Annotated in this window: 21 protein-coding genes and 1 pseudogene; 7 read left to right on the top strand and 15 right to left on the bottom strand. The window is 65.7% G+C overall.

Annotated elements, in window-relative coordinates; all coding sequences use genetic code 11:
• The first annotated feature begins 3 nt into the window (after positions 1-3).
• From radC to rpmG, 3 genes are all read left to right on the top strand, one after another.
• Complete coding sequence (radC, locus tag Q0319_RS16200; protein WP_299454412.1) at positions 4-714, top strand: DNA repair protein RadC; 711 nt, start codon at positions 4-6, stop codon at positions 712-714.
• A 444-nt stretch (positions 715-1,158) separates the two neighbouring features.
• Complete coding sequence (gene rpmB / locus Q0319_RS16195; RefSeq protein WP_299454410.1) at positions 1,159-1,395, top strand: 50S ribosomal protein L28; 237 nt, start codon at positions 1,159-1,161, stop codon at positions 1,393-1,395.
• Positions 1,396-1,419: 24 nt separating this feature from the next.
• Positions 1,420-1,587 carry a 50S ribosomal protein L33 gene (rpmG, locus tag Q0319_RS16190; RefSeq protein ID WP_087783408.1) on the top strand — a complete coding sequence of 56 codons (168 nt, stop codon included), beginning with the start codon at positions 1,420-1,422 and terminating at the stop codon, positions 1,585-1,587.
• 147 nt (positions 1,588-1,734) lie between these two features.
• Here the strand turns inward: rpmG and Q0319_RS16185 are convergent, their stop codons facing one another.
• Positions 1,735-2,343, bottom strand: a complete 609-nt coding sequence (locus Q0319_RS16185; protein ID WP_299454405.1) for an OmpW family protein — start codon at positions 2,341-2,343, stop codon at positions 1,735-1,737.
• Positions 2,344-2,610: 267 nt separating this feature from the next.
• Between Q0319_RS16185 and Q0319_RS16180 the strand changes: the two genes are divergently transcribed.
• From Q0319_RS16180 to Q0319_RS16170, 3 genes are all read left to right on the top strand, one after another.
• Positions 2,611-3,348 carry a FadR/GntR family transcriptional regulator gene (locus Q0319_RS16180; protein WP_296468413.1) on the top strand — a complete coding sequence of 246 codons (738 nt, stop codon included), beginning with the start codon at positions 2,611-2,613 and terminating at the stop codon, positions 3,346-3,348.
• 94 nt (positions 3,349-3,442) lie between these two features.
• Positions 3,443-4,450, top strand: a complete 1,008-nt coding sequence (locus Q0319_RS16175; RefSeq protein ID WP_296468411.1) for an amidohydrolase family protein — start codon at positions 3,443-3,445, stop codon at positions 4,448-4,450.
• A gap of 15 nt (positions 4,451-4,465) precedes the next feature.
• Positions 4,466-5,500, top strand: a complete 1,035-nt coding sequence (locus tag Q0319_RS16170) for a GTP-binding protein (protein ID WP_299454400.1) — start codon at positions 4,466-4,468, stop codon at positions 5,498-5,500.
• An 86-nt stretch (positions 5,501-5,586) separates the two neighbouring features.
• On the opposite strand, the gene Q0319_RS16165 is transcribed toward Q0319_RS16170, so the two are convergent.
• From Q0319_RS16165 to Q0319_RS16125, 9 genes and pseudogenes are all read right to left on the bottom strand, one after another.
• Positions 5,587-6,558, bottom strand: a complete 972-nt coding sequence (locus Q0319_RS16165; protein WP_296468407.1) for a tripartite tricarboxylate transporter substrate binding protein — start codon at positions 6,556-6,558, stop codon at positions 5,587-5,589.
• Positions 6,559-6,711: 153 nt separating this feature from the next.
• A complete protein-coding gene (locus Q0319_RS16160; protein WP_296468405.1) occupies positions 6,712-7,677 on the bottom strand; it encodes a protocatechuate 3,4-dioxygenase in 966 nt (321 codons plus the stop codon).
• Between the two features lie 53 nt (positions 7,678-7,730).
• A complete protein-coding gene (locus Q0319_RS16155; protein ID WP_296468403.1) occupies positions 7,731-9,014 on the bottom strand; it encodes an aromatic ring-hydroxylating dioxygenase subunit alpha in 1,284 nt (427 codons plus the stop codon).
• Positions 9,015-9,041: 27 nt separating this feature from the next.
• Positions 9,042-9,710: a 4-carboxy-4-hydroxy-2-oxoadipate aldolase/oxaloacetate decarboxylase gene (locus tag Q0319_RS16150; RefSeq protein WP_296468401.1), complete on the bottom strand. Its 669-nt coding sequence runs from the start codon at positions 9,708-9,710 to the stop codon at positions 9,042-9,044.
• A complete protein-coding gene (locus tag Q0319_RS16145; RefSeq protein WP_296468400.1) occupies positions 9,707-10,363 on the bottom strand; it encodes an RraA family protein in 657 nt (218 codons plus the stop codon). Before Q0319_RS16145 ends, Q0319_RS16150 begins: the two co-directional genes overlap by 4 nt.
• A complete protein-coding gene (locus Q0319_RS16140; protein WP_299454393.1) occupies positions 10,360-11,043 on the bottom strand; it encodes an RraA family protein in 684 nt (227 codons plus the stop codon). Before Q0319_RS16140 ends, Q0319_RS16145 begins: the two co-directional genes overlap by 4 nt.
• Before the next feature lie 180 nt (positions 11,044-11,223).
• Positions 11,224-12,399: a CaiB/BaiF CoA-transferase family protein gene (locus Q0319_RS16135; protein ID WP_299454390.1), complete on the bottom strand. Its 1,176-nt coding sequence runs from the start codon at positions 12,397-12,399 to the stop codon at positions 11,224-11,226.
• Positions 12,377-13,405: pseudogene (locus Q0319_RS16130) on the bottom strand (acyl-CoA dehydrogenase family protein); the annotation flags it as partial. The gene Q0319_RS16135 and the pseudogene Q0319_RS16130, both read right to left, overlap by 23 nt.
• Positions 13,406-13,431: 26 nt before the next feature.
• A complete protein-coding gene (locus Q0319_RS16125; protein WP_296467705.1) occupies positions 13,432-14,274 on the bottom strand; it encodes a MaoC family dehydratase N-terminal domain-containing protein in 843 nt (280 codons plus the stop codon).
• Between the two features lie 223 nt (positions 14,275-14,497).
• Between Q0319_RS16125 and Q0319_RS16120 the strand changes: the two genes are divergently transcribed.
• The gene (locus tag Q0319_RS16120; RefSeq protein WP_299454387.1) at positions 14,498-15,925 is read left to right on the top strand and encodes an MFS transporter; all 1,428 of its coding nucleotides are present in this window, start codon (positions 14,498-14,500) and stop codon (positions 15,923-15,925) included.
• 92 nt (positions 15,926-16,017) lie between these two features.
• Here Q0319_RS16120 and Q0319_RS16115 read toward each other — a convergent pair whose 3' ends face one another.
• The 5 genes from Q0319_RS16115 to Q0319_RS16095 form a co-directional block, all read right to left on the bottom strand.
• Entirely contained in the window at positions 16,018-17,220 is a 1,203-nt protein-coding gene (locus Q0319_RS16115; RefSeq protein WP_296467702.1) for an acyl-CoA desaturase, read from the bottom strand.
• A 276-nt stretch (positions 17,221-17,496) separates the two neighbouring features.
• Positions 17,497-18,807: an RsmB/NOP family class I SAM-dependent RNA methyltransferase gene (locus Q0319_RS16110; protein ID WP_299454656.1), complete on the bottom strand. Its 1,311-nt coding sequence runs from the start codon at positions 18,805-18,807 to the stop codon at positions 17,497-17,499.
• Between the two features lie 89 nt (positions 18,808-18,896).
• Positions 18,897-19,589 (bottom strand): phosphoribosylglycinamide formyltransferase, encoded by a 693-nt coding sequence (purN, locus tag Q0319_RS16105; protein WP_299454383.1) that lies wholly within the window; start codon positions 19,587-19,589, stop codon positions 18,897-18,899.
• A 21-nt stretch (positions 19,590-19,610) separates the two neighbouring features.
• Entirely contained in the window at positions 19,611-20,993 is a 1,383-nt protein-coding gene (locus tag Q0319_RS16100; RefSeq protein WP_299454380.1) for an MmgE/PrpD family protein, read from the bottom strand.
• A 13-nt stretch (positions 20,994-21,006) separates the two neighbouring features.
• Positions 21,007-21,881 (bottom strand): MmgE/PrpD family protein (locus Q0319_RS16095; protein WP_299454377.1); only part of this gene is annotated, 875 nt, incomplete at its 5' end.

Genomic DNA, 21,881 nt, shown 5'->3' with positions numbered 1-21,881 from the left:
GCCATGTCCACCGCCACCCCGCCCCAGGTCGCCACCCCACCCCTGAACGCGGCCCTGCCGCCCGAAGAGCGACCCCGCGAACGCCTGCTTCGGCACGGCCCCGAAGTCCTGACAGACGCCGAGCTCCTCGCCGTGCTGTTGCGCACCGGCACGCCCGGATGCAATGCGATCGAGCTGGGGCGCCGGTTGCTCGCCGAGTTCGGTGGCCTGCGCGGCCTGCTGGCCGCTTCGGGCGACGAACTGCGGCGGGTGCGCGGCCTGGGTGCCGTCAAAGTCGGCCAGCTGCAGGCCGTGCTCGAGCTCGCGCGCCGCGAGCTGGCCGAAACCCTGGCCCGAGGCGACGCCATGACCCGTCCCGACGACGTACGCCGCTATTGCGCGACCACGCTGGCCCACCGCCAAGTCGAATGCTGCATGGCCCTCTACCTGGACGCACGCCACCGCCTCATCGTCAGCGAGCTGCTCAGCCAGGGCACGCTGGCCCAGGCCACGGTCTACCCGCGCGAGATCGTCCGCGCGGCCCTGCGGCACCACGCCGCCGCGGTCATCCTCGCGCACAACCATCCCTCCGGCAACCCGGAGCCAAGCCGCGCCGACGAACACCTGACCCAACACGTGCGCAATGCGCTCGCCCTGGTTGACGTACGGCTGCTCGATCACATCATTGTTGCGGGACGCCAAACCCTCTCGCTGGCTGAACGCGGGCTGCTGTAATCCTATCCCGTCCCTGCCCTGGGCCAGCCTCGCCTGGCAGCGCCGCGCACCGAAACCCGCTTCAAGGCCACGTAGCAGGAGACACTGCCCGCGTGGAGGGCGCCGGGTTAAAATGGCGCAAGGGCGAAACGGCTGCCCGGGGCTTCCGGGCGTGGGCATTGCAACAACGCCTTGAAAAGAAAGCCGATTTCGTGCTATTCTTACGAGCTTTACGGCGCTACCCCTGGCCGCGAGATCGCGCGCCCCGGCGAGAGTCCTGCAGCTTTCCTGCAAGGCTTTCACGCACGTTCTCCATGCACTCTGGTCGTTTCCGGGTTGCCTTGAGAACAGCGCGAACCGGGAGCCGAGCCCTCCACCTTGCCGGGCGCGCCCAAGTTCGGGGCACCATCCGGCATTGCCGATCCCCGGATCCCATCCCGAATTCACGAAAGAAGAGGTGTCGCCGTGGCACGAGTATGTCAAGTTACCGGTAAAGGTCCGATCGTGGGCAACAACGTTTCCCACGCCAACAACAAGACCAAGCGCCGCTTCCTCCCGAACCTGCAATACCGCAAGTTCTGGGTCGAAAGCGAAAACCGCTGGGTTCGCCTGCGCGTGAGCACGAGCGCGCTGCGCACCATCGACAAGAACGGCATCGAGGCCGTGCTGGCGGACCTGCGCGCCCGCGGCGAAGCCGTTTAACCACCGGGTCCACAGGAGCACACCATGGCCAAGGGTATACGTGAAAAGATCAAGCTCGAGTCCACCGCGGGCACCGGGCACTTCTACACCACGACCAAGAACAAGCGCACGACGCCGGAAAAGATGCTGATCAAGAAGTTCGATCCGGTCGCGCGCAAGCACGTCGAATACAAGGAAACCAAGCTGAAGTAATCCGGCTTGCGCGTTTCCGCCGGCCTTCAGAACCGGCGCCGGCGCTGCCAGAAACTTCTTGCGGAATGAAAAACGGGACTTCATGTCCCGTTTTTTTATTGCCCAGGCCCATCTGGCAGCCCGCCCCCGGGCAGGCGGGGCGCTTCCCTAGAAGCGGTATCCCAGCCCGATGCCGATCAACCAAGGATTCACCTTGAAGTTGCCGAGCGACGCGCCGTTTTTCACCTTCACGTCGGTGTCGATGTACACCTTCTTGACGTCGACGTTCAACGACCAATTTTTGTCCAGCGCATAATCGAAGCCGATTTGCAGGGCGGCGCCAAAGCTGCTGCGCTTGACATCCAGCGCTGCCCCCGGAATCGCGAGGTCCACGCTGGAAAAGCGCGTGTAGTTCACCCCGGCGCCGACGTAGGGCTTGAAGGCGCCGAAGTCCGTGAAGTGATACTGGAGCAGCAGCGTGGGCGGGAGGTGTTTCAACGTGCCGATCTTGTCGCCATTCAGCCTCACCGTATGTTTTTGCGGGTAGGTCAGGACCAACTCCGCCGCGATGTTGGGCGTGAAGTAATAGCTAACGTCGACTTCCGGCATCCACTTGTCGTTGATGCCGACGTCCAGGCCGGGGGCAACGCCTTTGTTCTCGCTGTCCAAGTGGACGGCGCGCGCGCGGAATTGCCACTTGCCATCCTGGTGCTGCGCCATCGCAGGACCAGAAGTCATGACACACAAGGCGGCTACAGCCAGCAGAATCTTTCTCATAGCGGTACTTCAATCAAAACCGGGACATCCCGTCATTGCATTGAAGCACCCGTCCCTCCCCTGCCTCTTGCCTTAGATCAAGAGACCGACTCGCAGCGATCGCCCGCATGCAGCGCTGTGGCGGGACCGCAACGCGGCAGCCGGCCTGGCGCGCCCGCGCCGGCATGGCTGCACTCGTGCACAATGCAGGCATTGCGTTTAAGCTCTTGGACTTGCGGCAGCGCGCCGTTCGCCCCCTGCCCCCTGGTTTCCTTTTCGCAGACCTCGATGACCACCAAAGCCAGCACAAGAAAAGCCACCTGGACCCCAGAAAAACCGGAATCGACTGCCGCACGCATCGAACGCCAGATTAAGGAAGCCGTGCTCAACGGCAAGCTCAAGCCCGGCGAGGTGCTCGGATCGGAAAATGAACTGGCAGCGCAATTCGGCGTCAGCCGCCTGCCCATACGCGAAGCGCTGAACCGGCTTTCGGCCCTCGGCATCATCGAGATCCGCACCGGCGCGGGCGGCGGTGCACGCATCGCCGAGGCGGCGGACCCGAGCGCCGCCATCGAGGCGCTGGCGCTGCAGTTTCAACTGGCCGGCGTAACGGTCGACGAGGTCTTCGTCGCGCAATACACGCTGGAAACCGCCGCCATCCCGCTGGCGGCCACCCTCGCCACCAACGAAGAGCTCGACGAAATCGAGGCAGCCATCGACCGCGCAGAGGCGGCGGTGAAAGGCGGAGAGCGATTCACCCGCGCCTCGCTCAACGTCCACCAGCTGATGGTCGATGCGGCGCACAACCACGTGCTGTCCGCCGTGATGCAGGCCGTCACGGCCATCCTGTACCGCGCCCTGGTCAAGGGCACGAACGAGCAGACCGCGCGGGGCGTCGTCAAATACCACCGGCAAGTCCTGCAAGCCCTGCGGCAGCGCGATCCCGAAGCCGTCCGGCAGGCCGTCATTCCGCACCTCGAGCGCGTCCGCCGCCACACCAACGAGCTGCTCCGCAGCGAAGGCTGAACCGCCCGCCACGGATCGCGAAAGCGTCCTTCGAGGTGCGTTGACAACCTTCGTATTTACGCATACTGTATGCGCGAATAACGAAGGAGACACCATGATCATCGACTGCCATGCCCACGTCAGCGCCCCAGCCGAACTCTGGGCGTACAAAGCGACTCTCCTTGCCTCCCGGGGCACGCACGGAAGGGGCGGCGTCAAAGTCACGGACGACGAAATCCGTGCCGCTGCCAACAAAGCCGAAACCTGGCCCAAGGGGCACCTGGATTACATCCGCGATCACGGCACCAATCTCCAGCTGGTCTCTCCCCGGCCCTTCCACTCCATGCACTCGGAGTCGCCGGCGCGCATCATCGATTGGTACACCGAAGAGTGCAACAACATCATCTACCGGCAGACCCAGCTCTTTCCGGACACGTTCGTCGGCGTGGCGGGCCTGCCCCAGGTCGCAGGCGAGAAGATCGAACGCGTCCTGCCCGAACTCGAGCGCTGCATCAAGGAGCTCGGCTTTGCCGGCTGCCTCTTGAATCCGGATCCTTACGAAAACGGGGCGGGCGAAGCGCCTCCGCTGGGCGACCGTTACTGGTACCCGCTCTACGAGAAGCTGTGCGAGCTCGACGTCCCGGCCCACATCCACGCCACGGGCTCCCGCTCCGAGCGCGTGCCGTACTCCCTGCACTTCGTCAATGAGGAAACGATCGCCGTCGTCGGCCTGGTTAACTCATCGGTGTTCACCGATTTCCCCGACTTGAAGATCGTGGTCAGCCATGGCGGCGGCGCCGCGCCCTATCAGTTCGGCCGCTTCCAGGCCCCCACCGTGCGCCGTGGTACCGGCAAATTGTTCTCCGACGGGTTCCGCAAGCTGTACTTCGACACCGTGCTCTACACGGAAGAAGCGCTGCGCCTGTTGATCAAGACGGCCGGCGTCGACCGCTGCCTGTTCGGCACCGAGTGCCCGGGCGTCGGATCGGCCGTCGATCCGGAAACGGGCCGCTCGTTCGACGACGTCAAGTCCATGATCGACAACCTGGATTTCCTGACCGAAGAAGACCGCCGGAAGATCTACGAGGGCAACGCCAGGAAAGTCTTCAAGCTCAAGCAGTAACGCGCGGCACGGGCCATGGCGCAATCTCCGGACGCTTCGCCGGGCTTTCCCGTAACCGTCCTGACGGGTTTCCTGGGCAGCGGCAAGACCACGCTGCTCAAGGAATACCTCGCAAATGCCGCGAACCGCGACACTGCCGTCATCATCAACGAATTCGGCGAAGTCGGGCTGGACCATCACCTCGTCGAAGCCATTTCCGATGACATGGTGGTGCTCTCGGGAGGCTGCATCTGCTGCAGCATCAACGGGGACCTCCCTGCGACGCTGCAGCGGCTGCGCGAATCGGCGCAGGCGGGCCGGATTCCGCCCTTTAAGCGCGTGCTGATCGAAACCACCGGACTGGCCGACCCGGCCCCGGTGATCCAAGGCCTGCTCCTCGACCCGCAAACGGCGCGCCTCTTCCGCTTCGACCAGCTGGTTTCGACGGTCGACGCCACGCAAATCGAGCAGCAACTCGCCCGCCATCCGGAGACCGAACAGCAGCTCATGCTGGCAGACGTCTTGCTGCTGACCAAGGCCGACTGCATCACCGAAGCCGAAAAAGCACGCCTCGTCCACGAGCTGGCGGCCCTGCAGCCGAACGCTCCGCTGCTGTGCAAGCAGGACGGCGCGACGTTGGCCGATGCGCTCGCCATCCGCACGGCGGAAGGCGAACCGCACTCAGTGGCCGCTACTCGCGCGGCGACCTGGGCGCGACGCCTCAGCGGCTCGTATTGCACCGACCCGAACTGCGGCGATGAACGACATGGCCACTTCGCCCACGGGCGGCGCTACCGGAGCACCCAGTTCAGCTTCGACCGACCTCTCTCTTGGGAGGAAGTCAGCGATTGGATCGCCAGCCTATGCTTCTTCCACGGCGAACGCATCCTGCGCATGAAGGGCATCCTGCAGCTGCAGGACGAAACACGGCCGGTCGTCATTCATGGCGTCCACCGGACCTTGTATCCCGCCGAAACCCTCGCGTCCTGGAACGGCCTGCCGCGCCGCTCGAGCATCGTCTTCATCACGGAACAGCTCGACGCAAGCCTGCTGGCCCCGCCCTTTGGCTGACCAAACCCCAGCGCGCATGATGGCAAGCGAGACGGCCCGGCGCGCCGCAATGCGGCGTGCGGGCCGTTTGCGCCGGCGGGCTGCCCTTACTTGTCCAGCATCAGGCCGTGCTTTTGCACCACAGACTTCCAGTATTCGAACTCTTTGCGATTGAGCTCGGCAAACTCCTCGGGCGTGCTGGTGATCACGTCATAACCCTTGTTTTCCACCGCTGCGCGCAGCTCGGGCGAGGCCATGACCTTTTGCAGGGCCGCATGCACTTTCCGGATGATGGCGGGCGAGGTCTTGGCCGGCGCATACATGCCGACCCAGACGCCGAAGTCGAACTCGGGATAACCGTACTGCGCCACGCTCTTGACACCGGGCAGGAGTTTGCTCGGCTGCTTGCCGGTCTGCGCCATGGGCTTGAGCTTGCCGGATTGAATATTGGCCATTGCCTGGTCCAGGCCGCCGATCACCATGTTGGTGTGCCCTTGCATGACATCCATCATCGCCGAGCCCATGCCGCTGCCCGGGATGTGGCGCATGTTCGTTCCGAGCATGTCTTGCAGGACGATGGAATACAGCTGCGTGGTCGAGCCCATGCCGGGCGAGCTGTAGGTGGCGTTGTCACCCAGCTGCTTGAGCTCCTCCACGAGCTCCGGGAAGTTCTTCGCCTTGGTGGAAGGCCCCGTCAAGATCGCCAATTGACCAAAAGCGATCTGGCCGATGAAGGCGAAATCCTTGATCGGATCGTAGGGCGTCTTGCGCGTGGCTGGCGTGATGACATGCGAATTGATCGACACCATGAGGGTGTAGCCGTCGGGCTCAGCCTTGGCCACCGAATTCGTGCCGATGGCGGTCGCCGCGCCGGGACGGTTCTCGACGAAGGCGCTCTGCCCCAGCTCCGCCCCGAGCCTGTCGACGATCAGGCGGGCCATGGTGTCGGGCGAGGTGCCCGGCGTATACGGAACGACAAGGCGAATCGGACGTTCGGGATAGTTGTCATCCGCCGCGGCGGCAACGAACGGGACGCAAAGACAAGCCGCCGCCAGGCAGCCGAGTTTCCATGTTTTCATGTTTTGTCTCCTTGCACAGGTCAGGACCTGCAGACGAAGCACGCCCGCACGCGAGCCGGGCGCGTCACCCTCCAACTCTCATACCTTATGCGACTTTGAAAGCGCGCATGGAGCCTCCCATATCAAAGGACTTCAGTCCGTTTTCACTCTCCTTCAGGCCTTCCAGACCACAAAGCCCATGGCGTTGCCGGTCCCCGCTTCGGTGCGGTAGCACGGCACGTAATCGAGCAGCCGCATGGAAAAGCCGACGTCGTTCATGATCGCCAACAGGGGATACCAGCTCTTGAGTTCGGCCGTATTCCCATTGAGCATGGCCTCCGGGATCTCGACCAGCCGCTGTTCGTCGCCTGCCGCCAGCGCATCCAGCACCTGCCTGTCCAGTGCTTCGTCTATGCAGAAGTGCGTCATGCCCCCCGAGGCGATCACGGCCACCGTCATGGACTCGGGCAAGTCGTCGATCGCTTTTTTCAGGGCATGGCCGAACGCCATGCAGCGAGCCAGCCGAGGACGGTTCAGGCCCACGCCCACGTTGGTGAAGATGGGAATCGAAGGAGGCGGATCGTCGCGCATGATCTGCCTGTAGATGAACCCGAAGGCATGCGGGATGCCTGCCTGCGCCTCCCCGCCCGGCATGCGGGCCGACGTGGCCACGTCGAAATGCTGGTCCACTAGGCTGCGCACGAGCGTGGCGGCGCTCTCGGGCGCGCCTGGGTATTGCGCTCCATCCTCCGGGCAATGGCTCGGCTCGGCGATGGCGATGCCGGGCGGCAGCGCCGCCATCTGCTCCGGGGTCAGGGGCACGTTGTGTATCGTGTCGCCGGTATAGACCGTAAAGCCCGGGACCAGGCAGTCGAGGAACACTTCGCTCTGGTCATTGCCCAGGATCACGACCAGGTCCGGGCGATGCGCCGCGAAGATGTCCGCCATTTCTTTCAAGGCCAGCTGGCAGCGCTGGTAATAGGCGTTCTTGACCTCGGGCGTGAGGTGCTCGCCGAACCCCGGCGCGCGTTCGGCAAGCAGGGACTCGTAATCCCACGTCCGCCCCCGATACCAATGCTGCTTGTTCTGCCTGTCGGCACCCGCCCGCAAAGACCACAGCTCGGGAGGAGTCGCGAGCATGGGCCCATGAGAGCACGCCATTCCCAACACAATCCTGGCCATCCTGGCTCCTATCAAATGTTCACCACGTCCACGGCCTCGGTCTTGATGCCCATGGCAGCCTCGTAGGCGCGCTTGACCTCCTCGGGCTGGCCGTAGTGGAAGGGGAAGTGCTTCAAGTGATGCTTCCAAACCGGGTGCTGGGCATACTCGGCGAGCGGCAGCCCTTTCTCGATCAGCACCTCGTCTATGGTCGGCAGCTTGATGCGGTGGTTCTTCGCCGGGTCACGGATCAGCGCGCTCGGATCCAGTCCTTTTTCGACCCGCTCGATGTCGTCGAACAGGCGCTTCCTGAACAAACTGACGCCGCGATCGCTGGCGCCGAGGTTTTCGCGTGAACGGTCGGTGATGCGCCCCTGGCCGACCCAGGCGATGATGTCCTGGTTGATGACGTGGCTGGAGATCCAGCGTCCCGAGACCGGATCCTTGATGGGGCTCACCCACGACGGAATCACCTCCTGCCGGAAGGGCTCCGACTCCCGGGGCACCCGGATGTAAGACCAGGTCACGCTCAGGGTGTTCTCGTCGTCCACCGGCACGCGCCACTCGAAGTGGTCGCCGAGATAAAAGGCGTTGGGCCACAAGCACACCCGCCCCACGGTCCACAAGGGATGCTGCTCCGAGGTGTCTTCCCGGATGCGCCGGTAGACGAAGCCGTATTCGAATTCGTCGAACTGCAGCTTCAAGTGCCTGGGCGCCTCGTTGCGCTTGGCGCCCTTCATGCGCCGGCTCCAATTCGAATGCATCCATTCGAAATGCACCGGGTCGATGGAATTCTCCTGGGCCTGCACCCAATTGCAGGGCACGTCGGCGAAGACGATCTGGACGAAGCCGTTGGGCCAGGAGAAGGCCTCCCAATCGGGCAGCTCGGGCGCCGGCTCCGGCCCCATGTACGCCCAGAGCAAGCCGGCCTTCTCCCGCACCGGATACGCCTTCAGGCGACCGTTCTTGCGCAGGGACTTGGCGGGATTGACCGTGTCCTCATAGGGCTGCTCGATGCACGCGCCGGTGGCGTCGAACAGCCAGCCGTGATAATTGCAACGCAGCCCCTCCTCTTCCACGAAGCCGTAGCTCAGGTCCGCGCTGCGATGCGAGCAATGCCGCTCCAGCATGCCGTAGCGACCGGATGCGTCCCGGTACAGCACCAGGTCTTCGCCCAGCAGGCGCACGGACTTGGTCGGTTCGCGCATCAGCTCGTCGACGGCGGCGACCGGATGCCAATAGCGCCTGAGCAACTTGCCTCCCGGCGTGTCGGGACCGACCTGCGTCAACCTCATGTTTTTCTCTTTCGTCAGCATGGTCTCCTCTCCTCCTGTCGAGTGGGGCTAGCTCCAGCCGTACCAATCGAGCGTGCGTTGCCCTTTGGCGAGCGCCTCCATCAGGGCCTGCTCGTCTTCCACCCGCCGCTGAGCGGCATCGAGCACAGTGGCGACCTGCGCGGCGGGCAGCACCACGACGCCGTCCTCGTCGCCGAACACCAAGTCTCCGGGATGAATGGTGCGGCCGCCGATGCGGATGGGCGCATTGATCCAGCCGCGTGCGCCGAAATCCTTGCCCGTCCCGCGTATGCAGGCGCCGCGCGCAAAAACCGGAAACCCTGCCTCGCGCAGGAGCGGCACGTCGCGCACACAGCCATCGATGACGAGGCCGCCGAGTTTCCTGGCCAGCGCCGCGCGGGCCATGATCTCTCCCCAGTACCCGTGCTCGAAGCGCTCCTCGACGTAGACCACCAGGACGTCGCCGGGCTCGGCTTCATAAATGGCGCGGTGCAGCCACAGGTTGTCGCCGGGCGGCGAGTGCACGGTCACGGCGGGGCCGCAGACGCGGAAAGACGGGTCCACGGGCTTGATCTGGGGCGGAAGGTCGCCGATCTTGCCCGCCGCTTCATGCAAGGTGGCCGAGTCGAACGCCAGGCAGCGCTCGAGCAGGGACGCGTCGATGCGCGCGGGCTTGGGCCCCACCCAAGCGGAATAATCCCGGCTCCCGGTGCTCATGACGCCTCCTTGCTCTGCAGCTGGTGGTAGCGATGCAGCCGGCGCGCCTCGTCCAGGCGCATGCCGCCGCGTACCGCTTCACGGATTTTGTCTTCCGCCGCCTGGATGGCCTCGGCCAATTGCAGCACGCGCTCTTCGTGCGCCTGGGGAATCACCACGACGCCGTCGGCGTCGCCACGTAGCAGGTCACCCTGCGCGACGCGCGCATCGCCGATGTTGACCGGCTGGCCGCTCACGTCCAGCTGCACGCGGTCCTTGCCAGTGCGCATGGAATGGCTGCGGCTGAACACCGGATAGTTCAGCTTGCGGCACAGCGCCGTATCGCGGCAGGCACCGTCGATGACAGTGCCCGCTATCCCTTTCCTGGCCGCCACCTCGGTCAGGATGTCGCCCCATACCGTGGCGTCCTCCCGCCCGCCGTTGTCCAATACGATGACCGCGCCGGGCGGCACGTCGTCGATGTAGTCACCCACGGTGCCAGGGGGATTGCCCGCCGGCACGTATTGGAAGGTCATGGCGCGTCCGGTCAGGCGAAACTCTGGGTCCAGCGGCTTGATGCCCAGGCACTGTCCGGCGATGCCGAGCCGGTCCAGTGCATCGCTTAGCGTGGCGGTATCGAGCACGGAGGCTCGCTCAACATTGCGATCGCTCACTTCGTCCCCTCCTTGGCTTTCGCTGCGAGCATGTGTTCGTAGTTGGCGCCCATCACTTCGGTGACGGCGGCGCCGGCAAGCAAATCCTTGGCCATCAAGGCCTCTTTCTGCGCGATGTTTTCGGCCGCCTCCAGCACCGCCGCGGCATGGGCCCCGGAGATGAACACCACGCCGCTGCCGTCCGCGATCACGTAGTCGCCGGGCTGCACGTGCACCCCGCCCACGACGATCTCGACCTGGTTGGCCAATTCGACGATGCGGCCGCGGGCCGTTCTGACCGTCGCGCCGCGCGCATAGATCGGGAATTGATGTTGCACGGCTTCGTCGACGTCCCGCACCAGGCCTTCCGAAATGACGCCTTCCACCCCCTTGAGCTTGGCGGCGAGCGTCAGGATGCCGCCCCAGCTTCCGGCTTCGACGCCGGACGACTGCTCGATGACGATGACTTCACCGGGCCCGGATGCCGTGATGGCCGTCGTGCCCAGGTGCCTGGGTTTTTCCGCCGCGGGCCGGCCTACCCCCAACCGGACGGTGCGGACCTTCCCGCAGACCTTGGCCCGGATGGATACCGCGCCCAGGCCCCGGGCGGCGCCGGCCAGGCCGAGCTGGTCCATGGCGTCGGACACTGCGCAGGCGTCCAGCCGCCGCAGCCGCGCGACGGCTTCATCATGGGTACTCATGTTCTTGCGTCTCCTGTCTCCACCGCTTTAAAGACGCATACTATATGCGCCTTTAAAGCGGTGTCAAGAAAGGCGCCGGCCAGCAGTCCGGCCGCTACTCGGCCCCGAGCCCGGCCGCTCCCCGCTACCATCCTCCGCGGCGCGGCCCATGCCAACGGCAGCCGCGTACCGCGGCGCCCGTCATCCGATCACGCCGCCGGCGCGCAAGGCCTCCACTTGTGCTTCGTCGTAACCGAGCTCGGCCAGGATCGCCGCCGTATGCTGGCCCAGTGCCGGGATCGGCCCCAGGCGCGGCGCGAACGCCGTGCTCACCCCTGGGGGAAGCAGCGCCGGCAGCTCGCCGGCCGGGCTGTCGACCGTCGCCCACCGCGCGCGTGCCTGCAATTGGGGATGGGCCCAAAGGCCGGCCATGTCATTGACGCGCGCATTGGCAATCTGCGCCTCGTCCAAGGCCCGGACGACGTCATCCGTGCCCATGCGCGCAAACGCCGCCACGATGATCTCGCGCAATTCGGCGCGATGGGCGGTGCGGTGCGAATTAACGTCGAAGCGCGGGTCGTCTGCGAGTTCGGGACGATGCAGCACGCGCTCGCAGAAGATCCTCCATTCGCGCTCGTTTTGCAGGCCGAGCATGATGGTCCCGTCCCCCGTCGGGAAGGGGCCATAGGGGTAAATCGTGGCGTGCGCGGCGCCCGCCCGGGCCGGGGGAAGCGCGCCATCGAAGGCGTAGTACATGGGGTAGCCCATCCATTCCGCCATGCTTTCGAGCATGGACACGTCGATGCGGCTGCCCCGGCCGGTCGTCGCCCGCAGCAGCAGGGCGGCCAGGATATGCGCGTAGGCATACATGCCGGCGGCGATGTCGGCCACCGAGGCGCCGGCCTTGCAAGGCTCCTCCGACGTGCCGGTCACCGACACGAATCCGGATTCGCTCTGGATCAGCAGGTCGTAGGCCTTCTTGTCGCGATAAGGACCGCTATCGCCATAGCCGGATATGTCGCAGACGACCAGCCGTGGATAGCGCGCGTGCAGTGCATCGAAAGACAGGCCCAAGCGGGCCGCCGCGCCGGGGGCAAGGTTCTGCACCAGGACATCGGCCTTCTCCAGCAGGCGCTCGAGCACGTCGCGCGCGCCTTGCTGCTTGACGTCCAGTGCAAGGCTCTCCTTCGATCGATTGGTCCATACGAAATGGGACGAGAGGCCGCGCACGCGTTCGTCGTAACGGCGTGCGAAATCCCCCGTCCCCGGCCGTTCGATCTTGATCACCCGCGCACCGAGCTCGGCCAGCTGGCGCGTGCAGAAGGGCGCGGCAATCGCGTGCTCCAAGCTCAGGACAAGCAAAGCCGAAGCCCCCATGCGTCTGCAGGCAGACGTTGGCCGCCTCCCAGGAAGCCTTGGCCGCCAGGTACTTGGCCATGTTCGCGCTCGCGCCCGCATTCGCGCCCTCGTCGTACTCGCGGCATGCCCGCCAGCGCATGAGATCCGCGGCCTCGACCTCGATGTGGACCTCGGCGATCGGAAACTGCACGCCCTGATTCTGGCCGATGGGGCGCCCGAATACCACGCGCTCGCGCGCGTAATTGCGCGCCCGCTCGACGAACCATCGACCGTCGCCGATGCATTCGGCGGCGATGAGCGTACGCTCGGCGTTCAGGCCATCGAGGATGTAGCGAAAGCCTTTTCCCTCTTCGCCGATCAGGCTCTCTGCAGGCACCTCGAGATTGTCGAAAAAGAGTTCGTTGGTCTCGTGATTGACCATATTGGGGATCGGCCGCACGGTCATGCCCTTGCCGATGGCCTCGCGCAGGTCGACGAGGAAAATGGACATGCCATCGGTTTTCCGGGCGACCTCCGACAACGGTGTGGTGCGCGCCAGCAAGATCATCAGGTCGGAGTGCCGGACCCGTGAAATCCAGACCTTCTGCCCGTTGATGACGTAGCGGTCCCCCCGCCGCACCGCCGTGGTCTTGATTTTCGTGGTGTCGGTTCCCGTGGTGGGCTCGGTCACCCCCATCGACTGCAGGCGCAGCTCGCCGCTGGCCAATCGCGGCAGGAAATACGCCTTCTGGGCCGGCGAGCCGTGCCGCACCAGCGTAAAGAGGTTGTACATCTGGCCGTGCACGGCGCCGGAATTACCGCCGCTGCGATTGATTTCCTCCAAGATGACGGAGGCTTCCGACAGGCCCAGGCCCGAACCTCCGTATTCGGCGGGAATCATGGCGCTCAGCCACCCCGCCTGCGTCAACGCCTGCACGAACGCATCGGGAAAATCCCGCGCCTCGTCCACCTTGCGCCAATATGCCGCGTCGTAGCGGGCGCAGAGCGCGCGCACGCCCTCCCGGATCGCCTCGAAGTTCTCCATGCCGACTCCTTATCTGGGCGCCACCCTCACGGCGCGACGAAACGCACTTCGCCGTGCTGCACGGCGCCGTCGTCATTGGCTGCCCAGCACTGCGCCGTGCCCTCCCCTATCATGCGTCCGGCCACGACGAAGGGCATGGGCGCGATCAAGGGACGCACGCCGCGATACGAGAAATGCGTCGGCTGCAGGTGCGGGTGGGCGCGCCGGAAGGCGGCGAGCAACAAGGTAGCGATCAAGGGGCCATGCACGACGAGCCCCGCGTAGCCTTCTTCCTGCGTGGCATAAGGCCAATCGTAGTGAATGCGATGGCCGTTGAATGTCGCGGCCGAATACCGGAACAGCAACGTGGATGTCGGCACGACGGCCTCGGACCACTCGGCCTGGGGCAGCGGCGCAGGATCGGCCGTGCGTGGCGGGGAGGGTTCGCGGTAGACGATATCCTGCTCCTCGCGCACCGCGAGCCGGCCACGCTGCTCGTAGTCATGCCGCACGGTGACGAACAACAGCGCCCCGCTGCGGCCGGTTTTCTCCTCCACCGAGACGATGGTGGAAACACATCGGGCATCTTCCCCGACGACCAGGGGATGGAGAAACTGCAACCGCCCTCCTGCCCACATGCGGTTGCGTCCCTCGGCAGGCGGCAGGAAACGTCCGCGCGCCGGATGGCCGTCGGCGCCCAGGGCCGACGGCGCCACGGGATCCTGAAAGTAGGCCCAATGCCACAACGGCGGCAGCGCCGCACCGGGTTCGGGGGCCGCCTCGCCAAGCGTGGCGGCCATGCGGCGCGCGAGGTTGTGGCTGACCTGGTCGAAGATGGTTTGCGTGTGCCCGACCCACTCGCGGGGGGCAACGGCGGTGTCTCGGTTCATTCTTGCTTCCATGCTGCGGCGCGCCGGGGGCGGGCCTCTCCAGCCTCCAGCATGCGACACGGCGGACGCTTTGTGAACCCTCGTTTTCGCAAGCCCTGGAGCCGCCCTGCCGGCCGGGCGGCGATGTTCGGGGGCGCGCGCCGTCGCAAGCGACTAAAATCGCGCCCTATCGTCGGCGCGCCGCCCCGTGCGCGCTCCCGCCCACCTTTGCACAGACAACCCCATGGGTAATGCGACGCCGGCACGCGGCGGCTATCGGATCATCGCGCTCATCATCGCCAGCGCGTTCTTCATGGAACAGCTGGATTCCACCATTATCGCCACCGCGCTGCCGGCCATGGCGGAATCCCTGGGCGCCGATCCCGTCCGGATGAACTTCGCCATGACGGCCTACCTGCTCGCGCTGGCCGTCTTCATTCCCATCAGCGGCAGGATCGCGGATCGCCTGGGTACGCGCAATACCTTCCGCGGCGCCATTGCCCTGTTCGTGTTGAGCTCGGTGCTGTGCGGAATGGCGCAGAACCTGCCATGGCTGATCGGAGCGCGCCTGTTGCAAGGAGCAAGCGGCGCCATGATGGTGCCCGTGGGCCGCCTGGTACTACTGCGCTCGGTGGAAAAGTCGCAACTAGTCGCCGCGATGTCCTGGGTGCTGATCCCGGCCATGGTCGGCCCGGCCGTGGGCCCCTTGATCGGCGGCGTCCTGACCACCTACCTCTCCTGGCACTGGGTCTTTTACATCAACGTGCCCATCGGACTGGCCGGCATCGCGCTCGCCACCCTCTACATCCCGGACATCCGCAGCGATGCACCGAGCGCGCCTTTCGACTACGTGGGCTTCGCGCTCACGGGTGGGACCCTGGCGGCCCTGCTCGTGGGCCTGGAAGGCCTGGGCCACGGCGGCCCGGGCACGACCACGCTCGCACTGCTGGCCGTGGCCGGGACGTGCGCCCTGCTCTACGTCCGTCACTGCAAGCACCATCCCCAGCCGGTGCTCGATTTCAGCCTATTGCGCATCCCGACCTTCCAGGTGGCGATCCGGGGCGGGGTCTTGTATCGCGTGGCGTACGGCAGTTTCCCGTTCTTGATGCCGCTCATGCTGCAGCTCGGCTTTGGCCTTTCGGCCGCAGAGAGCGGGACGGTCACGTTCGCCCAGGCTGTCGGCGGCCTGGTCATGAAGGCCATCTCGGAACGCTTCCTGCGCGCTTTCGGTTACCGCAAGGTGATGATTTGGAACGGCTTGCTGTGTGCCGTGCTGCTCGGCCTGTGCGGTGCATTCCGGCCGGAATGGCCGCTGGTCGCCATCTACCTGCTGCTCCTGGTGGCGGGCTTGGCCCGCTCGCTGCAGTTCAACGCCTATGGCACCCTCATCTACGCCGACGTGCCGCCTGCCCGCATGAGCGCCGCGACCAGCCTGGCCAGCACCCACCAACAGACGACCGCGGCCCTCGGCATAGGCGTGGCGGCGCTGACGCTGGATTGCTCCCGGTGGATACTGGGGCACGAGAGCGTGCAACTGTCAGACTTCACCGTGGCCTTTGCCGTCGTCGGGCTGCTCGCGGCTGCCGCAGTCACGCAATGCCTGGCGCTCTCCCCCGATGCCGGCGCGGAGCTGAGCGGCCACCAAAGCAAACCCCAAACATCGAAAACCTGAGGCGGCGCTCGCCGGTAACGAAAAAAGGAGCCGATCGGCTCCTTTTTGCGGACGGGGGTGCGCCGCGATCTCTCGCGGCGGTGCGCCTCGGCTTAGGTCGCGTAGCTGCGCAGCCGGGCCGAGAACTCTTCGAGGCGGGCAATGCCGCTTTGCTGTGCGCGGTTGCACCAATCCTGCAGGTCCCGCAGCAACTGCTCGCTCGACGCGCTGGAGCGCTCCCAGATGGCCGCGAGCTCGCGCCGCATCTCCACCAAGATGGCGAGCGAGCGGTGATCCGCCAGCACCGTGTTCAATTCGGAACGGCGCGACGGAGGCAGGGACTCGTCGTCCGCGCGATGCAGCCAGGACCGGGCACGGCGCAGCAGCTGGGATTGCGGACGCGAATCCTTGGCCGCCTTCAGGCGCTGGATTTCGTCGCGGCACGCCTGCTTGAGCAGGTCCGCATAGCGCGCCATGATCTCGTAGCGATGCGTGATCACGGCTTGCAGGGTTTCGAGGTCGACCACCGGCTTGCCGTGCGCCAGCCTGACCTTGGGCGCGACCTTCTTCACCTTGGCCAGCCGCAACATCTCGAGCGCGCGGATGTAGCACCAGCCGATGTCGAACTCGTACCACTTGGTCGAGAAACGCGCCGACGACGCATAGGCATGGTGGTTGTTGTGCAGCTCCTCGCCACCGATCACGATGCCCAACGGAAAGACGTTGCGGCTGGCGTCGGGGCTGGCGTAATTGCGATAGCCCCAGAAGTGGCCGATGCCGTTGACCACGCCGGCCGCCCAGAACGGAATCCAGATCATCTGCACCGCCCAGACCGTCAGCCCGATCGCGCCGAACAGGGCGATGTCGATCAGCATCATGAGGCCCACCCCCTGCCAGGTGAAACGCGAATAAACATTGCGCTCGACCCAGTCGTTGGGCGTTCCATGGCCGAACTTCTCCATGGTCTCGCGGTTCTTGGCCTCGTCCCGATACAGCTCCGCGCCTTGGAAGAAGACCTTCCCGATGCCGTAGACCATCGGGGAATGGGGATCGCCCTCACGCTCGCAGCGCGCATGGTGCTTGCGGTGGATGGCCACCCATTCCTTGGTGACCATGCCGGTGGTCAGCCACAGCCAGAAGCGGAAGAAATGCGCGACGGCGGGGTGGAGGTCCAGCCCGCGGTGGGCTTGGCTGCGGTGCAGATAAATGGTGACAGCGAGGATGGTGATATGGGTGACGACCAGGGTAAAAACGACGATCTGCCACCATGACGCATCAAGCAGGCCGTCGGACAAAAAAGAAAGCAAAAAATCCATAACACCTCACAGGCTGGCCGGCTCTAGGCCGACGCACGAGACGCCGGGCGCCTCGGGAAAAACAGGGTATCTCAACAAGCGGCCGCCCGGCATGGCAGCCGGCAAGGCAGGGTTTAGAGACAGGGAAAGCGCCGCAGTTCCCAAGGAAACTCCGGCGCCGTGCAGGGAACGGCTCGTGGGATTCGAGCGCCTCATTGCTCCTGACACGATAACGCGAATATGCGCAGGGCGTGACGTTTTTTCAACGAAGGGATATCCCTAGTAATACTAGGGTCATCAGGCCCCGCCCTCGGCTTGCGGAGTGGTCGCTCCGGGGTCCCGACGACGCTCGAGCACGGCGGCGAAGAACCCATCCGTGCCGTGTATGTCTGGCCGCAGCTTCAAATACGGTCCCGGCATGGCGAGCGCCCCGGCCCGCCCGGCCAAGGCCCCGGACGCGGGCAACAGCTCGAATTCGGGGTGCGCGGCCAGGAAGCCCTCGACCTGGTCTTCATTCTCCGCCTGCAGGATGCTGCAGGTCGCATAGACCAGCCGCCCGCCGGGTGCCACGCAGCGTGCGGCAGAGGCGAGGATGCTACGCTGGAGCGCGCAGAGTTCCGACACGCTCTCGGGCGACTGCCGCCATTTGAGGTCGGGATTGCGCCGCAGCGTGCCGGTGCCGCTGCAGGGCGCATCGACGAGGACCCGGTGCGCCTTGCGCGCCAGGCGCTTGACGCGGACGTCGTTCTCGTTCGCGATCGCCACCGGCACGACGTTGGACAAACCGCTGCGGGCCAGGCGGGGCTTGAAACGCGCCAGGCGGGCCTGCGACACATCGAACGCGTACAAGCGCCCCGTGGAGCGCATCAAGGCCCCCAGCAGCAAAGTCTTGCCACCGGCGCCCGCGCAGAAATCGATCACCATTTCGCCGCGACGGGGCGCCACGAGCAGCGCCAGCAACTGGCTGCCTTCATCCTGGACCTCGATGCTGCCGTCCTCGAATCGGGACCAGCGCGTCAGCGCCGGCCGTCCCTGCAGCCGTATGCCGAACGGCGAATACGGCGTGGGCTCAGCCATGGATGGCGCCACGCCCGCGCGAAGCTCCTCGAGAATGACGTCCCGCTCCGCCTTCATGGGATTGATGCGGATGTCCAGCGGCGCGGCGCGGTTCAAGGCCGCAAGCAGCCTGTCGCTGTCCGGCTCGCCCTCGATCGCCTCCGACAGCCAGTCCGGGATGCTGAAACGGATCTCACGGGCGAGGGATGCCTCGTCGATGGCTGAGACGCGCTGCAGCCACTCCTTCTCGACATCGTCGAGGGCGGGCAGCAGCCCGTCGGCGCCCTGCGTCGCGGCCAGCCCCAGGATCGCGAGACGGCGCGTGGCCGAGCCGCGGCCGCCTTCGCCCACGTGGCGATACCGCCGCAGGTTGCGGAGGATGTCGTACACCGCTTCGGCCACAACGCCGCGATCGCGCGCGCCGAGCTTGGGATGGTCGCGGAACCAGCGCGACAGCACCTGGTCGGCCGGGCCGGACCATTGCAGGATTTCTCCTACCGCGGCCTGCACCTGCTCGATGCGGGCGGCCGCGAGCTGCGCGCCCGGAGCCATGTTTTTTTCGGCGCACGCCTTGCGGCCGTCCGGACGCTTGGCGCGCCCGCCGGGCTTGGCGGAACGGGGAGAAGCGGAACGCTCGAACTTCACGCGCACTTTTCCAAGGAAACAGCGGGGGCGCTCCAGAGGAACGCACGGTCGGCCACGTCCCGCACCACGACTTTGCCCGCCTCCAGGCTCACCTTGCCGTGCGCAAGCCAGGACGCGACCGTGGGATACACCACGTGTTCGATGCCGAGCACCCGCTCGGCCAACGCCTCTTCGGTATCGCCCGGCATGACAGGTACCACCCCCTGCGCAATGATGGGGCCATGGTCGAGCACGGGCGTCACGAAATGGACGGTGCACCCATGTACCGCCACCCCCGCCTCGAGGGCCTGCCTGTGCGTGCCCAGGCCGGGGAACAGCGGCAGCAGCGAAGGATGGATATTGATGAGGCGGTCCGCATAGTGCCGGACGAAATCTTCGGTCAGGATGCGCATGAATCCGGCCAGCAGCACGAAATCGGGCTCAAACGCATCGATCTCCCGCGCGAGCGCGGCATCGAACGCGACGCGATCGGCGTAATCGCGATGCGGAACCACGCGCGTCGGAATGCCTTGGGACGCCGCCCACTGGAGCCCGGACGCGTCTTCGCGGTTGGAGATCACCGCGGCCACCTCGGCAGGCCAGCCCTGCTCGCGGCAGGCCCGCACGATGGATTGCATGTTGCTGCCGCGCCCGGAAATCAGGATGACGAACCTGCACCGGCGGGCCGAAGAAAATAAAGGTGCTTTCACCGACCCATTGTACCACCCGCCTTACCCCAGCAGCGCTGCCAGGACGCCCGAGTCGTCGGCCTGGGGCAAGGTGCGCACCGCATCAATCAGCACTTCCACCTCGGCCGGAGCGTAGCGCCGCGTTAGCTCCGCGCGGGCCCGGGCAACGTGATCGGCCTGGGAATACGGCCGGGACGCCGACCCTTTGGGTGCGGCCACGAAGCGGCTCACCTGCCTGCCGTCGTGTAGCGTGAACGTCAATCGCGCGCCGACAGACTCGGCCGTGCTGACCCGCTCAACGTCCTCGTCGACCACGCACTCGACCAAGGCGGCCAGCCGCATCACGGCTGGGTCTGCGAGTCCGGCTTCGAAATCGTCCACGTTTAAGGCGTAGGCCTCGCCGCGGATGCGCTTGCTGATCGCGAGCGCGACGCTAAACGGCGCGCTCATCTGGGCACTTTGCAGGCTCGCGGGCGCATTGCCGGTCAATCGCCCCTGGATGACACGCGGAATGCCCAGGGAGATGGCCTCGATGTCGTCCGCCGTGAGGTCATATTCACGGCACAGGTCCACCGCCGCCTCGAGCGCAGCGAGAACGCGGGCGCTGCAGGCGTGCGGCTTGATCGATACCTCCGCCGTCCGGTAGGTCGAGCCAAGCCCCGCGAAAAGGGGAGCGAAGTCCACTTGATCGGAATAGGCCCGGGCAAAGCCGTCTTGCCCTTCCAGGATATCGACCGGCCCCGAAAAGCCCGCCTCGGCCAGCAAGGCCGCCTGGACACCCGAGCGCGCCGCCTGCGCGGCATGGATGCGCTTGACGGTCGATCCCGAATGGAAGAACTGCACCAGGCCGCCGCTAAACGACGCCGCCAAGCCCAAGGTTTCGGCGATGCGACGCGCGTCCCCAGGAAACAGCAGCGCGGCAGCCGCGGCCGCGGCGCCAAACACGCCGCACGTGGCGGTGCTCTGAAAGCCGCGCCTGAAATGGCTAGGCTGGATGCACAGCGCGATGCGGATCATCGCCTCATAACCGGCCGCGACCGCCGCCAACACCCTGGCTCCCGAAATGCCTCGGCTCTGGCCGATAGCCAGAGCCGAAGAAAACACGATGCAGCCGGGATGCAGCATTGCGCCGACGTGCGTGTCGTCAGCGTCGATGCTGCCCGCATAAACCGTATTCAGAAAAGCGGCGCTCGCCGGATCCGAACGCTGGCTCGAAAACAGCAGCGGCGAAACGCGGCGTCCGCTGGTTTCCTGCACGTACTCGCCGGCCCAGCGGCTCCACGGCATGCGTTCACCGAGTGAAGCCACGCGCAAGTAGTCGAGCATCAGCTCGAACAGGGTCGATTGCAACGAAGGCGGCAGGCGCTCGTAGGTCAGCGATGCGGCGAACGAGGCCAATTCCATCGTCGGAGTCGATTTCACCATGATCCCTCCGGGTTTAGGCGCACAACGAGAGCAGTGGCGTCACGGACGCCAGCCTTTCAGGCTCGCGCGCATGCGCGAGCCACGCCTCCACCGGCCCGGCACCGAACAGCGGCGCGGCGATGGCCGAAAACCGCTGCACCACTTCGTCGACGCTCATGGGATTTTGGGGGCAACCTTTGGGGTGCTCGACGAATTGCTCGAAGCGGCGACCGTCTTTCGTCACCACCGTCACGCGGGCGGGTACGGCCTCGGCCGTGGTCAGCGCTTCAACCTCGGCATCGACCACGCACCGGGTCCTGGCGGCCAAGTCGCGGATTTGCGGATCGTGCAGATACTGCTTGAAATCGTCCACCGACAGCGTCAGCGGGCCTTCGCGCCGGGGTGCGAGTGCGATCGCCATGGCCGCGGCGAACGGCGTGCTCAATTGGGCCTGCTGGAAGTCCACGGGGCGGTTGGAGGCCAATTTGCTCATCATCGCGCCATGCACCCCAAGCTCCATCGACGCTACCGCCTCCAGCCGGACACCCGAGCGCGCCAACATGGCCGCGCCTTCGATCGCGGCCTGCATGCGCACGCTGCCGGCGTGCGGCTTGAGTGACACCCATTCCGTCGGAAAGTGGCGGCCCAGGTCTTTGACCGCAGTGGCGGGATCGAAACGGTCGGAGAATGCTTTTCCGAACCCCTGGCTTCCCTCTATGGCATCCCGCGGCCCAGTCAGGCCCGCACGCGCGAGCAAAGCAGCCTCGTAGCCGTTGGCAGCCGCCTTGCCCGCATGGAAGCGCTTGATGTCGGACCCCGACACGAAGAACTGGGACAAGCCGCACGCGAACGTCGCGGCGATGCCCAAGGCGTCGCGCACGCCCTGTGCTGGCAAGCGAAAGAGGCGGG

It is taken from the genome of uncultured Pigmentiphaga sp., assembly GCF_937950555.1.
In the GTDB taxonomy this organism is placed as follows: Bacteria; Pseudomonadota; Gammaproteobacteria; order Burkholderiales; family Burkholderiaceae_B; genus Pigmentiphaga.
Note: the sequence above shows the minus strand (reverse complement) of the source record. Positions and strands in the feature narration are given on the sequence as shown.